This is a genomic window from Pseudomonas sp. SC3(2021), from assembly GCF_019856535.1.
GTDB classification, from domain to species: domain Bacteria; phylum Pseudomonadota; class Gammaproteobacteria; order Pseudomonadales; family Pseudomonadaceae; genus Aquipseudomonas; species Aquipseudomonas monsensis.
In genome coordinates this window covers 3,306,864-3,321,299 of the sequence record NZ_CP082236.1, presented here as the reverse complement: position 1 = coordinate 3,321,299, position 14,436 = coordinate 3,306,864, and the positions used below count along the sequence as shown (strand labels likewise).

The 14,436-nt window shown below is 54.1% G+C and carries 13 protein-coding genes and 1 pseudogene; 9 read left to right on the top strand and 5 right to left on the bottom strand.

Annotated features, from left to right (window positions below; translation table 11 throughout):
- Positions 1-2,376, bottom strand: coding sequence for an AAA family ATPase (locus tag K5Y35_RS14795; protein WP_222832253.1), 2,376 nt, complete (start codon positions 2,374-2,376; stop codon positions 1-3).
- A gap of 476 nt (positions 2,377-2,852) precedes the next feature.
- On the opposite strand from K5Y35_RS14795, the gene K5Y35_RS14790 reads away from it, so the two are divergent.
- From K5Y35_RS14790 to K5Y35_RS14780, 3 genes are all read left to right on the top strand, one after another.
- Positions 2,853-3,386 (top strand): Bro-N domain-containing protein, encoded by a 534-nt coding sequence (locus K5Y35_RS14790; protein WP_222832252.1) that lies wholly within the window; start codon positions 2,853-2,855, stop codon positions 3,384-3,386.
- Positions 3,387-3,499: 113 nt separating this feature from the next.
- Positions 3,500-4,216 (top strand): HNH endonuclease signature motif containing protein, encoded by a 717-nt coding sequence (locus tag K5Y35_RS14785; RefSeq protein WP_222832251.1) that lies wholly within the window; start codon positions 3,500-3,502, stop codon positions 4,214-4,216.
- A gap of 185 nt (positions 4,217-4,401) precedes the next feature.
- On the top strand, positions 4,402-5,385 hold the full coding sequence (locus tag K5Y35_RS14780) for a hypothetical protein (protein ID WP_222832250.1): 984 nt from the start codon (positions 4,402-4,404) through the stop codon (positions 5,383-5,385).
- Positions 5,386-5,388: 3 nt separating this feature from the next.
- Here K5Y35_RS14780 and K5Y35_RS14775 read toward each other — a convergent pair whose 3' ends face one another.
- The 3 genes from K5Y35_RS14775 to K5Y35_RS14765 form a co-directional block, all read right to left on the bottom strand.
- Positions 5,389-6,579 (bottom strand): hypothetical protein, encoded by a 1,191-nt coding sequence (locus K5Y35_RS14775; protein ID WP_222832249.1) that lies wholly within the window; start codon positions 6,577-6,579, stop codon positions 5,389-5,391.
- A gap of 86 nt (positions 6,580-6,665) precedes the next feature.
- Entirely contained in the window at positions 6,666-7,385 is a 720-nt protein-coding gene (locus K5Y35_RS14770) for a DUF6933 domain-containing protein (RefSeq protein ID WP_222832248.1), read from the bottom strand.
- A gap of 77 nt (positions 7,386-7,462) precedes the next feature.
- Positions 7,463-8,278 carry a sulfite exporter TauE/SafE family protein gene (locus K5Y35_RS14765; protein ID WP_222832247.1) on the bottom strand — a complete coding sequence of 272 codons (816 nt, stop codon included), beginning with the start codon at positions 8,276-8,278 and terminating at the stop codon, positions 7,463-7,465.
- A 112-nt stretch (positions 8,279-8,390) separates the two neighbouring features.
- Here K5Y35_RS14765 and K5Y35_RS14760 point away from each other — a divergent pair, with 112 nt between their 5' ends.
- Complete coding sequence (locus tag K5Y35_RS14760) at positions 8,391-9,158, top strand: AraC family transcriptional regulator (RefSeq protein ID WP_222832246.1); 768 nt, start codon at positions 8,391-8,393, stop codon at positions 9,156-9,158.
- 93 nt (positions 9,159-9,251) lie between these two features.
- Positions 9,252-9,566, top strand: a complete 315-nt coding sequence (locus K5Y35_RS14755; protein WP_222832245.1) for an XRE family transcriptional regulator — start codon at positions 9,252-9,254, stop codon at positions 9,564-9,566.
- A gap of 129 nt (positions 9,567-9,695) precedes the next feature.
- Here K5Y35_RS14755 and K5Y35_RS14750 read toward each other — a convergent pair whose 3' ends face one another.
- Positions 9,696-10,751: an MBL fold metallo-hydrolase gene (locus K5Y35_RS14750; RefSeq protein ID WP_123467046.1), complete on the bottom strand. Its 1,056-nt coding sequence runs from the start codon at positions 10,749-10,751 to the stop codon at positions 9,696-9,698.
- Positions 10,752-10,965: 214 nt separating this feature from the next.
- Between K5Y35_RS14750 and K5Y35_RS14745 the strand changes: the two genes are divergently transcribed.
- The 4 genes and pseudogenes from K5Y35_RS14745 (at position 10,966) to K5Y35_RS28230 (ending at position 14,312) form a co-directional block, all read left to right on the top strand.
- On the top strand, positions 10,966-11,574 hold the full coding sequence (locus tag K5Y35_RS14745; RefSeq protein WP_222832244.1) for a TetR/AcrR family transcriptional regulator: 609 nt from the start codon (positions 10,966-10,968) through the stop codon (positions 11,572-11,574).
- Positions 11,575-11,709: 135 nt separating this feature from the next.
- A complete protein-coding gene (locus tag K5Y35_RS14740; RefSeq protein ID WP_410055901.1) occupies positions 11,710-12,807 on the top strand; it encodes a diguanylate cyclase in 1,098 nt (365 codons plus the stop codon).
- A gap of 98 nt (positions 12,808-12,905) precedes the next feature.
- Positions 12,906-13,718, top strand: a pseudogene (locus K5Y35_RS28235) (PAS domain-containing protein); the annotation flags it as partial.
- Positions 13,701-14,312 (top strand): methyl-accepting chemotaxis protein, encoded by a 612-nt coding sequence (locus K5Y35_RS28230; protein ID WP_410055927.1) that lies wholly within the window; start codon positions 13,701-13,703, stop codon positions 14,310-14,312. The pseudogene K5Y35_RS28235 and the gene K5Y35_RS28230, both read left to right, overlap by 18 nt.
- Positions 14,313-14,436 lie beyond the last annotated feature (124 nt).

Genomic DNA, 14,436 nt, shown 5'->3' with positions numbered 1-14,436 from the left:
CTAAAAAGTCACAACTGGATTACCTATACTTTCCATAAAAGCTGAATACTGATCGGCATCCTTTTCTTTCATCTTGTTCAGAATAAATTGCGCAGACCTCTTCATCTCCGGAACATCAACAGGACTGATACTTCGTTCGAACACACCTGCCAGATGAGAATACTCGTTATGGATACGTTCTGTAAGCAATGAAGAACGACTATCATCACCAAAAAACCTCTCCAATTTTGTCGAATCTTTTTCATCCGCATTAGGGTATTTATAATAAAGAAAAGCCTCTAAAAATTTTCGCGCATTATTCCCGTAATTATAATAGCAATCATGCTCACTCTCCGCAGGCGCATCACCCGCATTAGCACACTTGAATATTTGATGAAACAGATAATTAAACTCAGTCACATACGATTTCAAATACCCAGGCATTAACTTAATCGAACTTACATCACCAGAAGTCTCGATTATGAAATACCTTCTCTCCTCAGCCTTTCCCGAAACATCCTTGGGAATAAGCCGTTTAAGATACTTCAAAAAATCTAAATTGTGAGTAGACACGAATAGTTGACCAAACTCACCCGACCTCACGATTTCGCTATTAATTAGGCCAAATATAAAAAATATATGATTACTATCGAGACTTGAGATGGGATCATCAATATATATGACTGGCTTATGCCCTTTAGTTTCAACATCATGAAGCTTCGCCATAAAATAACAAAATGCGATTAAACTACACTCTCCCTCACTGAGATGGTGAGCCTTAACCCCGTTTCTTACGACCTCGAATTTGTAGCCCGTTTCGACCTCTTCTGACTTAAGAGACAAAGCTTTATGACCAAAAAAATCGTTCAAATAAACATTAACTCGATCAGCCCCTTTGCTTTCATCTTTTAGTTGCGCCTTTAACTTATCAAGTTCGCGAACGAGCACGTCAACCTCTAATTTCGAATCTCTCCACTCGCGCTCTGCATCATCTGAACAAGTATTCAAAGCGATGATTTTTGCTTTTTCACCCCCTAAATTTATGTCCATGACAAACCGAAATACATCTCTTAACCGCAAACACTTTTGAGCCTTATTCTTTTCAGTAGCAAGCGTTTTGGTAAACTCATTAGACTTACTCACAACACCATTCAAATCCTCACCAATAGCTACCACAACCTCACTATAATCTTCCACATCAAAATACACTTTCGGATGAAAAATATCAGCAAGCCTGGCGTCCAAAGCCGCACCCAATTTTTCTAAAGATTTTCGATAATTATTTAAAGTAGAATTAAGTTCAACCTCAGCACTCAATACCTCGACGCGAAAGGACGCGTAAAAGGAAGATACATCTATCTTAGGTACATCCGCAGCTCTTTTTATTTCATTGTGCAAATCAAATAAAAGACTCGAAATACTAATCCTAAGCTCTTCCGATTCTTTATTAAAATGGAGATCCAACTTACCCCACAACCCACTAGGTAAAGCGCCCCCACAAAATCCGCAATCATCTCGCTTATGCTCATGAAGAGCGCGCCCCTTTCGCACCCAATCTTCTAACAGGTTGTCTTCCAACAACTCAATAAGAGGCTGAGTTACCGAGATCTTCTTCTCAACAAGATCCTTTGCTCTACTGGATAACTTATCGAAAGACGGTTCAAAAAAATAAAATTTATCTATTTCCGCCTTAACCTCTTCTTTAAGCAGGGCTTCTAAATTCAACGACTCATCGTCACTCACGCACTCAAATCCGTCATCCAAAACAGTTTCTACATCTTTTAGGAGCTTCGGCGCGTTATAGGTTGCTTCCCCGTAAATCTTATTATGTTTTATTCCGGTGTTTTTATTATTAGCTTTATCCGAAATCTTTGAGTCCAGAGAATCTTGAGCGTCTTGAGCGTTTTTACGAGCAACACCGAGCGCCAGTTTCTTCTCTTTCTCTACTCCTAGCTTCCCCACCCCGTCCTCTTCCGAACCAAGAGCCTCCTCCTTAAGCTTAATTTCTTCTTCCAAGCGATTATTATCCTCACCTAGTATGGCGAAAGATTTAATACTCTCATCAGCATTACTTATAAACTTTAAATTCTCCCTAACGAAATCCTCATTAAACACTCTCACCTTATGTTGCTTCAGAGGAATCTGATCCTGATTAACCACCCCGCCACCACTCAACTCAAACTCAAACTTTGGCGATATATACTTATCAGAGATAAACCCAGTCTCCAAGGATCTAAAAATCCTTGAAAGAGTTGTCTTCCCAGAGTAATTCCTTCCATAGATTATGTTTATTCCTTTGAACTCACTTATCCGCCCACCCGACTCCCTTACTGAAGTATCCCAATCAAAATCTGAATAAACCGCTACATTCTTAATTCTTTTTATTTTCTTAAACATTTTCTGCTCCCTGATAGTTCTGACAGACATAACTGCAACCAACACAAGCAAACCACATAGAAAATGATTAATGAGCATAGCTGAAGCGTATAAATTTCAACTTTTTTTACAATTATTATTTCGGCGTAAGCCTTCCACTTGACTGCCTCTCGCGAAGCAAATAAGCTCAATGACCCGGCGCCTAAGAAACGCCTCAAGTAGCGGCCTGACCGCTCCCGAAAGATGCGGCTTTTTTGTGCCTATGGATTTCTCGTGGACGCAAAACACCTCTGCTATGTCGGGAGTGGGCTAATACAAGACCCGTAAGGGGAATATGTCCGGCCTTCTACTTGGGGTTTCTTAACTCCCGGCGCCTTAGCCCTAAGAAAGCTATCAAGTAGAGGTAATGGATATGCCTACGTATTTTCCCTTCTGCATGAAGGAAATCGCCTACAGCTTTGCTGCTGAAATTATGCTTCCTATTCGGGAGGCTGATCATGCCTGACGCACACACTCCCACAGTATTTACCCGCCATAGCCTTCATCTGCACGGCCTCCTTCTCGAAAACGAACCATGGTTCAGCGCCCGCGACATTGGCCGCTTGATGGGTGTCCATCTCAGTGATCGCATGGTCGCCAAGCTGGACAAAGATCAACATCGTTTTTTGTGGATTGATTATTACCGACAGCCTGAAAAGCTGTTGATGCTCAGCGAGTCCGGCGTATATGCGCTGCTGGTGTATCACTACGTCCCGGAAAATCGGTTGTTGCGTGAGTGGCTTACTCATCTGGTGGTGCCTACGTTGCGCGACGCGGAACGCTCAGTAAGTTCAGATCAGCCGATGTTGAGTTTGCTGAACTGGCCGGAAATGTCGTTGAGCCTGTTGCGTTGGCAGGATGAGAGCTGGATTAGGCTTCGGGATATGCCTTACCTGTTGAACGATCAGTCCCAACGGCGAGCTACGGTAGCGTTGCCCTGGTGGCGGAGGGTTGCACAGGTGTTTCAGTCTTCGAAGCATTCGATGGGTTAGCGATGTGGTTGTCGGATCTCGAGAGATCCGTCGCTATTTTCTGTAGGAATTTTCCTAGACAGCCGTGATGGCCACTCAGTATCGTCCGAGGGTTTTCAACCCTCGGCGATTTTATGAGCGACAAGAAAAAAGACACTGACTGGACTGTTGCTGAGATTGAGGCAGCGGTTGACACCTATCTCAGAATGCTTGATTTAGAGCTCGCGGGTCACAAATTCAACAAGGCACATGAGAATCGCGAACTACGCGCATCAGCCTTGTCGACTCGCACAAAAGGCTCTGTCGAATTCCGAATGCAGAACATTTCCAAAGTCCTGATGACGATGGATCGGAAACCCATTAAGGGTTACAAACCGGCGAAAAACGTTGGTTCGAATGTTGAGCAGTTAATTCGAACAGCTCTCACAAATCGCGGCTTCCAGCCGGGTGACCCAGCTATTCCGACAGCCGACGAAGAAATACTAGAGCGTCGCGCTGCTGCAATTCAGAAGAAGCACATAAAAGAGCCGCCGAAAGGCATAAAGAAACCAAAGAAAGCGTCGAATACTCGCACGATTTACGTTCGCGATCCCGAGGTTAGAGCCTGGGTTCGAAATGAAGCTGAGGGGCATTGCGAAGGCTGTGGCGACCCGGCTCCGTTTCAAATGCATGATCTGCCGTTTCTAGAAGTCCACCATGTCAAACCACTTGCAGATAAGGGTTCGGATCAAGTCTCGAACGCTGTAGCACTTTGTCCGAATTGCCATCGTCGTTGTCACCATTCGAATGATCGCGTGGCGTTTACAGCTTCGCTTTATACAAGGTTGAAAAGGCTGATTCCAGAGGAATAAAACTCTGTGACTAGGGGGAGTTTTTGCTGCTGAGTGGGTGTCTGGATTCGGTAATGAGTTGATACCACCAATTCGCCAGCAAGCTGGCTCCCACAGATTTTGCATCATCCTGAAAACAATCAGTGCAAGCCGCACCGCCTCCCGCTATTAATACCCCTCCCCCACTCAAGGATCCGAGCCCTGCCATGAAATTCGATCTCGCCTACTGCCTCAGCCTCGACGACAAGTTGTCGATCTATGACGTTCGCGATCTCAATTTCGATGAGACGGTGGCGTTTGACTCGGCGAAAGAGCACTTCCAGTGCCCCAACGATGCCTGTCGCTCGGCGTTCGATGCATCTAACGAGTTGGGCACTTTCAACGCCAAGAACGTGAATTACGTGCGCACGCCGCACTTCAAGAACTTGCCCACTACGCAGCATGTGGCGGGTTGTCCGTATGTGAGTTTGAAGGCGTCGGCGTCTGGCGTTGAGACGGCGGATGGCGAAACGGATGACGGGCGGGAGGAGCATTTTCCGTCGGAGCTGTTGCTGACGCGGCGTGAGTATGTGCGTAAGCCTGCTACGCCCGCGGGGGCGGCGGATGTGTTGCGGGATGATCCGGTGCGGGTGCCGCAGGTGAGTTCAAAGGAGTCGCCAGGGCGTGAGACGGCGCCGGATAAGACCAGTGTGTTTGCGCATCCGGTGGAGTGTTTTGTGTCTAACTTCGCCGACAAGGAGTTGCTCAAGCGCATGCCGTTGAAGATCGGTGAGCACACGGCGCCTTATGGGTCGTTCTTCAAGAAGATTGAGTATCTGACGGACAACAAGGGGCTGATTTACTGGGGCAAGATCAAGGAGATCAAGGATTACACCCAGAGTTTTCGCATCGACTTCGAGCAGAAGGTCTGGTTCAAGCAGGCAGATGAGCCGAAGAAGAAGCCGTATTCGGTGAACGTGTACTTGAGCAAGAAGTTGATCGACAACTACCGCAAGCGCAAGGCGTTTCTGGAAGAGATCAAGCACGCGATCGACAGTGACAAGGAGTTGTTCTGTTTCTTCTATGGCGTGACGCCGGAGTTGAAGCAGGTGCCGAGCAAAAAGAACCCCGAGCAGACGTTCGGGGTGTTCAGTGCCAACATCGAGAACCTGGATCACTTCATTGTGCGGGAAGCGCCGGGGTTGGCGTGACGGTTAGCCTTTGGGCAATTGCAGTTCGACCGCGCCCGGGTGTTGTTTGACGATGGAGTACGGCAGGATCGACCAGTCAGGCCTGTCGCAAGAGCGTTGTACGCGAGCGAAGTAGGCGCCCAGATACAGGCCCCTATCAGTGAAGTACCACGGCGTAGTTCCCCAGATGCTTTCATCTGTGAAATCACAGTCGTCATCTTGCGCGGGTTTCTTCATTTCCGTGGGGTACAAGGCGGTGAATTGCTGGATGACCCAAGGCACCAGCTCTTTGCTGACATACCGATAACGCGCGTCACTTTCGGCCTCGCTCAGCGGTTTGTCGCCCAGGCTGTCGCGCTCGGCATGTAGCAGTGGTTTGCCTTCACCGACCCACAGCACATCTTCAAGGGAAAGCGGATGGCCGGTTTTCACGTCGATGTTGAGCGGGGAATCACCAAAATCCGGATGCGCGCCGCCGCAGTAGTAGCTGGTGGAGATGTTCAGGCTGACCACGGCTGGCGAGATCATTTTCGGTTCTGCCTGCTGCATGAATTCGACGTTTTCTCCGCCCCGCAGCTGGCAGCTGTGGTAACTGATGACTTCATTCCAGAGTCGCCCGAGCAACTGCTGGTTTACCCGCTGCTGATCATCTTTCGACAGTCCGGACTCCACGCTGAACAGCGAGATCTTTGTCTCAGGCTCCGTCCACCATTGCAGGTCGTAGCCCATGAAGTTTTCTTTCTTCGCCGGTTTCAGTTTAAGTCCCTGCAGGCGTAGATACTCGTAAGGCTCGTCGTTTGGCAGCGCGGCAACGAACGGCAAAGTTGCTGACGTTGGCGCGGGAAGTTTGGCCTCGGCGAGTTTAACCGGCAGCTTCTTTCCCTGCGGACTTTGCCATTCACCCTGCCAGCCATTGGCAGTCTCTTCCAGCTTCAGAGTCGGCAGCGGTTTATCGTCGCCATAGCGGTTGTTGCCCTCAACGAGATTCAACGTGCTGTCTTGCAGCGAACCGCTGAGTTCCAGGTCGCGGTGATACTTCTCATAGAAGTAGCGGCCGGTGACTTCATCCTGCTGCGTGGTGTTTAGCTCCAGCACAATCGGCATCTTGCCCAGCGTGCCGGTGAACACGCGCCGGCCCTCTTCGGCATGGGCAGTGGAAATCAGTGTGAACAGCGCCGCAGCGTATGGCGCCAGGCGCAGCAGTCCCTTGAGCATGGATCAATCCTTGAAGGAATCGGAGGTCGCGTCGGCGCATAGGCGCCGGCGCTGAAAAATACGCTGCGGATTATGGCGTGGGTAGCTTAACGATTCGAGTTTTCTCGCTCGTAATTTTTAAGCCAGGCTTCGCGCTCCAGGGCCGCAATTTCCTGAACCCTTTGATGGCGACGCTCCTTGGCAGCATGAAGCTGGACGTCATCAAGAAAGCAGTAATGACGCAGCCAGTGAAGCGCCATTTCCTCATTCGGAAAGTAGTAAGACTTGGCGCCCTTACTGCTTCTGGGCGTGTCATTCATTTGCTCGTCAAATACCATCGCTGTGATTTCATCCGGTGGCAAAGAGCCCGTATGAGCGACCTTGTCCTGGAAGATCCATGCAATCTCATCAATGTGTTTTTGCGCGCTACGATGGCTACGTCGATAAAAGCGATGATGCTCACAAGTCTGCTGCACCCGCGCCAACATCAATTCAGGGTTAAGCCACTGCCCGAGGTCATGATGATGCGCGTTGATCACCAATCCCTTGACCCAGCGATCAATAAAACGCGCAATGAAGCCCTCAGCATCAGCCTTTTTGACGTCAGCCAAAATCACGCAATAACGGGTTTTGATGTGAATGACCAGCAGCACATGCTTGCGTTGTACCGTTATCGCGTGCACCAGCCACTGCTCGTCAGCGCCGTTCAACTCATCATCTTCAATGATTGAGGACGGCGGATTAGCATCCAACGGCGTGATTTTTTTGCCCTTGTGAACACGGCTGAAAAACTTGCTGGCTGCTTCGGTGCAATTGAAGATCAACATCCTGGTTCTCTGGTCATTGCTGGAGGACGGCGCTTAGTTACCGATTTTTATTTCTTCCGCTGTAACCTGGCAATGATTCATTTAAGCGAAATGCACAGCAGCACAATAATCAGCAACCCGATATAGACCCAGGCATGCACCTGGTCTGGTATCCGCCCAATCCATGGCGCGGCCAATCGAATCCCGATGAGCGAGCCAACCGTCAGCACCGCAAACGCGAGCAGATCCACATACCCGACAAACCACGCCCCCAACTCAGCCTGACTGAACCCGGCCAATGCCATGTACGTCAGCGTCCCCGCTACTGCCACCGGCACGCTCAGAGGATTGGCCATGGACGTCGCTTGCGACATGCTCAGTCCACAGCGGCGCAACAGCGGCACGGTCATGACGCTTCCTCCTACGCCGAGGAACGTGGCGATGGCGCCGATGCCTACACCGCCGCCGGACGTTTCTGTCCTGCTGAGTCGGCGTGGGATGACGCCTTCGTTGCGGGTGAGAAAGCCGCGCCTGAGCAGGCAGTCGATGATGGTCACACCGAGGTAGGCGATGAAGGCGTAACGAATGACCTCGCCGCTGACCCATACCGCCGCGATCGCGCCGAGGATCGCACCGAGGGCGATGAAGCTGCCGAGCGGCCACAAATAATGGCGGATCAGGTTGCCGGCGCGGCGGTGTTTGTCGGTGGCGATCAGGGCGTTGACGATCATCACGCAGGTCGAGGTGGCCACGGCGATGTGCATCGCCGACTGGCCGATGGGGTCGTCGGTGCCGTGGCTGGTGCTGAGCAGACGATACAGCAGCGGCACGACGACGAAGCCGCCGCCGAAGCCGAACAGGACGGCGGTGATGCCGGTCAGGCAGCCGAACAGGGTCAGCAAAATGTAGAACATGGCGCGTTATCCGATGAGGGCGAGCGGTCGACGATAGAGCCACGCGGCTTGGCCTGCTTCAGCAACTCAGCCAATAATGTTTGCGTTTACGCCAACTACCGGAAAACGCTTGATGCGCAATGTTTCGATCAATCTGCTGGATGACACGCCACGCCCGGTGGTGGCGATTGGTACGGATTATTCCCACGGCCAGCTGTTGCCATTTCATACGCATCGGCGGGCGCAATTGTTGTATGGCGCGACCGGAGTGATGCAGGTTCGCACCCATGACGGCAACTGGGTGGTGCCGCCACAGCGGGCGGTGTGGGTTCCGCCGGGGGTGGCGCATGAGGTGTTGATGCTGGGGGTGAGCACGCGCAGCGTGTACATCGAGCCGGGGACAGTGGACTTGGGACCGCGTTGCCAGGTGATCAGTGTTTCGCCGTTGATGCGGCACCTGTTGATGGAAGCGGTGGAGGTGCCGCTGGCCTATGAGCTCGAGGGTCGCGATGGCGTGCTGATCGAGCTGTTGCTGCATGAACTGGCGCGCAGCGCGCCCCTGCCCCTGCACATTCCGCTGCCGTCTGACGGAAAACTCCTGGCGTTGTGTCAGAACTTTCTGCGTCAGCCGAACGCGCATCAGTCGCCGCAACACTGGGCCGAGCAGTTGCACATAAGCTTGCGTACCTTCAACAGATTGTTTCGGCAGCAGACCGGGTTGAGCTTCAGCCAATGGCGGCAACAGGCTTGCGTGGTGCTGGCACTGGCACGGCTGGCAGCCGGTGAAGCGGTAACGCGGATCGCCCTGGACTTCGGTTATGAGAGCCCGGCGGCGTTCTCGACGATGTTCCGGCGCATGCTCGGTCAGGCACCGTCCGTCTGGTTGGAGGCGGCGAACTAGGGCAAATCAAAAAATGCGTTTGATCCCGGCCGAAAACAACTGTACAAAAACACAGTACATTTTCAATCAGCACTCTTGAGCCCGGAGCACACCATGGCCTCTCTTGCGATGAACCACATCCTCGAACGCATTGCCCTTTTCCAGTTCACCCCGACGCACTGCGTCCAGGCCCGAGCGATGCTGGGCTGGAGCGTGGAACAGCTGTCGCGCGAGGCGGAGGTCGCAGCGGACGACATCCAGCGGTTTGAAGCGCAGCAGGACGTGGCGGATGCAGCGCGATTGGCGTTGGCGTATCGGTTTGAGGCACAGGGGTTGGTGTTCTTTCCGGGGTTTGCGCCGGGGCGCAGTGCGAGTATGGGCGTGCCATCGAAATCGGTGGGGCATGGGGATTATGCAATGGCTGATTAAGGACCTGTGGCGAGGGGATTTATCCCCGTTGGACTGCGCAGCAGGCCCCTTGTCCTGATTGAACAGAGGGGGCCGCATCGCGACCCAACGGGGATAAATGCCCTCGCCACAAATCAATATCAGCTTGCGTCAGGCGTTCTGCGCCACACCCTCACTCTCCCCTTCAACCGCCAACCACCAGGCTTCGCCACGATGCGGTTGAGCAATATTGAACGCGTCACCCATCTGCGGCGTGGTAATCGAAACACTGCGCTCCCACGCCAGCGCCAGAATCCGGTCAAACGGTTCATGCCAGGCGTGCATCGCCAAATCGAAGGTGCCGTTGTGGATCGGGAAGAGCCAGCGGCCCTTGAGGTCGAGGTGGGCTTGCAGGGTTTCTTCCGGTTGCATGTGCACGTGCGGCCATTCGACGTTGTAGGCGCCGGTTTCCATCAGGGTCAGGTCGAACGGGCCGTATTGTTCGCCGATGCGTTTGAAGCCGTCGAAGTAGCCGCTGTCGCCGCTGAAGAAGATCCGCGTGTCGCCGTCGATCATCACCCACGAGGCCCACAGGGTGCTGTTGCTGTCGAACAGGCCACGGCCGGAGAAGTGTTGCGATGGCGTGGCGATGAAGCGGATACCGGCGATTTCGGTGCCCTGCCACCAGTCGAACTGACGGATTTTGTTGGCGTCGATACCCCATTTGATCAGGGTATCGCCGACGCCCAGCGGGGTCAGGAACAAGTTGGTCTTGGCCGCCAGCCGCAGTACCGCCGCGTAGTCGAGGTGGTCGTAGTGGTTGTGCGACAGGATCACTGCTTCAATCGGCGGTAATTCGTTGATGCTGATCGGTGGCTGGTGGAATCGCTTGGGGCCGGCCCATTGCACGGGCGAGGCACGTTCGGCGAACACCGGGTCGGTGATCCAGAATTTGTCCTGCAGTTTCAGCAACAGGGTCGAATGGCCGAGGCGAAACACGCTGTGGTTGGGCGCTGCCAGGAGGTCGTCGCGGGTCAACGGTTGTACCGGGATAGCGGCGGCGGGTCGGGTATTGCGCGGTTTGTGGAAGATCATGTTCCACATGATGCGCAGCATTTTGCGAAAGCCTTCGCGGCGCACCGGCGCATGGTTGCGGAACAGCCCTTGATCCTGTCGAGAGGCTTCAGGCGTGGAAATTTTATCCGGGAGGGAAACTGGATTGGCCATGACTGAAATGACTCCAGAAAAACCGCGTAATTCACGATTTTTCGCGGTGGGACGATAAATGGCCAGAGCTGCACGCATAGGCCGAACTGCTGTTTTTTAGGTTGCGAGGATTAACGCAACATTACACTGATCGGTGTAGTTTCTAGGTTGCATGAAAGCGCATGACAAGTAAACTTCCAAGTGTAATTTCCACTTTTCCTGCCGAAGCTTACTTATGACAGCTCCACAGCGCCTCACTGACCGCAAACGCGAAGCCGTTATCCAGGCGGCCATTGCCGAATTCCGTGCCAACGGTTTCGAGACCACCAGCATGGACAAGATCGCGGCCACCGCCGGGGTGTCGAAGCGCACCGTGTACAACCATTTTCCCAGCAAGGAAGAGCTGTTTGCCGAAATTCTCAACCAACTCTGGGCACGCATCACCGCCGAGCAAACCGTGACCTACAGCGCCGATCAGCCGCTGCGCGAGCAACTGCAACAGATCCTGGGGGCAAAATTGCAGATGATGGCCGATGACAATTTTCTCAGTCTGGCGCGCGTGGCGATTGCTGCCACCATCCACTCCCCGGAGCGCGCACAAGATATGGTGGCGCGCATGGGCGCGCGCGAAGAAGGCCTGACCGTGTGGATTCGCGCCGCTCAGGCGGACGGTCGGCTGAAACCCGTGGACGCGGCATTCGCCGGGCAGCAGCTGCAAGGGCTGCTGAAGTCGTTCGGCTTCTGGCCGCAGATTTCCATGGGCCAGCCGCCACTGGATGCCGCCACCCAAAAAGCCGTGGCCGAATCGGCACTGGAGATGTTTCTGGCGCGTTACCAGCTCTAAACCGTGCCTCTGCGCGCGATCCGTCGATTAAATGGCTCGGAAGGACACTGATTATTCGCGCTGGAATAAATGACAATGTCCGACAATTGACCGACGAATGGTCTACCTGAAAAAAATACGGCAAAGTATTTCAGGATGAATCTGGCGCAGGACATCATGGAAAACCCACGCGGCAAAGGCTTGTCATTCGCCAGACGCATCTATCTGCCAAGGACTATCGGTCTGGGCGTCGGCTTTTTCAGCGTCGCGGCAGCGCTGTATCCGTTGAACATGCCGGCATGGCTCTGGGCGCTGCTGGTGTTCAACGGATTTGTCTGGCCGCATCTGGCTTATCAGGTATCAACCCGCGCAACCTTCCCTTACCGCGCCGAGCGTCGCAATCTGTTGTACGACTCGTTGTGCGGCGGCTTCTGGACCGCGTGTTTTCAGTTCAATCCGCTGACCAGCGTGACCATCCTGTCGATGATGACCATGAACAACGTCGCCGCCGGTGGCCGACGCCTGTTCCTGCTCGGTGCCGTCGCGCAGTGCGTCGGTGTACTGCTGGGCGGCTCGATCTTCGGCTTCAAATTCAGTCCGACCATGACTCAAATTGAAGCCTGGGCCTGCCTGCCGATGCTGACCCTGTATCCACTGGCCTTGGGCATGGTCTGTTACCAACTGGCGATCAAACTCGCGCAGCACAAACGCACGCTGCGCGACCTGAGCCGCACCGACAGCCTCACCGGACTACTCAACCACGGCGCCTGGAAGGATCAGCTGCACGCCAGGTTCGAGCTGTGCCGGCAAAATCACACTCAGGACATTCTGGCGCTGATCGACGTCGACCACTTCAAGTCCATCAACGACAACTATGGCCACATCATTGGCGATGTGGTGCTGAGCCAACTGAGCGGCGAACTCAAAGGCATGGTGAGCAAAAGCGAACGGGCCGGCCGCTACGGCGGCGACGAGTTTTGCCTGATCCTGCCCGACCAGCCACTGAAAAAAGCCGAACTGCAAATGGAACGATTGCGTCAGGCGCTGGATCAATACCGTCACCCGGATGTGCCGGAACTGCGGGTCAGCCTGAGTATCGGTCTGGCGCGGTTTCAGCCGTCGTACCGCGACGCACTGGCCTGGCTGGATGACGCTGACAAAGCGCTGTACACCGCCAAACACACGGGACGTAACACAATCAGCGTGGCGCTGAGCCAGCCGCGCACCGACGACGCCAACTCCATCAGCCTTTGAAAACACCGGTAGTCATGCAGATACGCATTTTCTTGTACAACGACAAGTAGTTTGTATAAGATCGCTTCGTCAGCCTGGATGCTGGCACTTTGCAGTCAATGACAAGTGCTCACCCGGCATTTGCTCTGCCAGCGCGGAAACAGGGACAAAAACCTCGTCTTTCCCTACTTCCAGGTACTGCCCCTATGTTTTTCAAACGCCATCAGTCCGCCCTCAACGACCTTCAACACACCATCACCGAACAGAACGGCCTGCTCGAAGCCATCGACCGCTCCATGGCCGTGATCGAGTTCGACCTCGATGGAGTGGTGTTGACGGCCAACGACAACTTCCTGAAAACCACGGGCTACCGCGCTGATCAGGTGATCGGCCAGCCTCATCGTCTGTTCTGCACCCCGGAGTTTGGCCGCAGCGCGCAATACACCGAGTTGTGGTCGCGTCTGAAAAACGGCCAGTTCCAGTCCGGCACGTTCGAGCGGGTCAACAGCCAGGGCCAGCCGATCTGGCTGGAAGCCAACTACAACCCGATCAAGGATGCGTCGGGGCGTGTGGTGAAAGTGGTCAAGTACGCCATGGACGTGACGACCAAGGTTCAGCAGGAAAGCGAGGCCAACGCCAAGCTGCAGGCGATCGACCGGGCGATGGCGGTGATCGAATTCGACCTCGAAGGCGGCATTCTCACGGCCAACCAGAATTTTCTGACACGCATGGGTTACACGCTCGCTGAACTCAAGGGTAAACATCACCGTTTGTTCTGCCGCGCGGATCTGGTCAACAGCAGCGCCTATGAGGATTTCTGGCGGCGGCTGAACCAGGGTGAGTTGTTTCAGGGCCAGTTCGAGCGCGTCGACAAGCGCGGCCAGACCGTGTGGCTGGAAGCCAACTACAACCCGGTGTACGACGCGTCCGGGCGGTTGTGCAAAGTGGTGAAGTTCGCCACGGACGTCACCGCCCGCGTCGAGCAGCATGAGCAGGACGCCCGCAGTGCCAGCGCGGCTTATCACATCTCCGTGGAAACCCGCAAAGTCGCCGAGCAAGGCACCCAGGTGATCCAGCAAGCGGCCAGCGAAATGCGTGAAATCGCTGACGACATCGCGCAGTCTTCGACATTGATCGCGCAGCTCGGCGAACGCTCGGAGCAGATCACCGCGATCGTCAACACCATCCGCGCGATTGCCGACCAGACCAATCTGCTGGCGCTCAACGCGGCGATTGAAGCGGCGCGGGCCGGGGATCAAGGTCGCGGGTTTGCTGTGGTGGCGGACGAGGTGCGGCAACTGGCGGCGCGCACCAGCGGCTCGACGGCGGAGATTTCCAACATGATTGGATTGATCCAGAGCGAAACCCGTCAGGCGATCAAGAGCATGGAAGGCACCCGTGGCCGAGCGGCGCAAGGCGTTGAACTGGCGGATCAGGCCGGCAGCGTGATTCTGCAGATTCGCGATGGCGCCAGTGAAGCGGTGCAGGCGGTGAGCATGTTTGCCAATGAGCGCGCACCTGGGTGATCGATGTACTGGGTCTGTAGAACGCGTCGCGGCCTTCGCAAGCAAGCTCGCTCCCACAGGGAAACGCATTCCAATGTGGGAGCGAGCTTGCTCGCGAAGAGGCCGTCAGACTCGGCACAAGGCT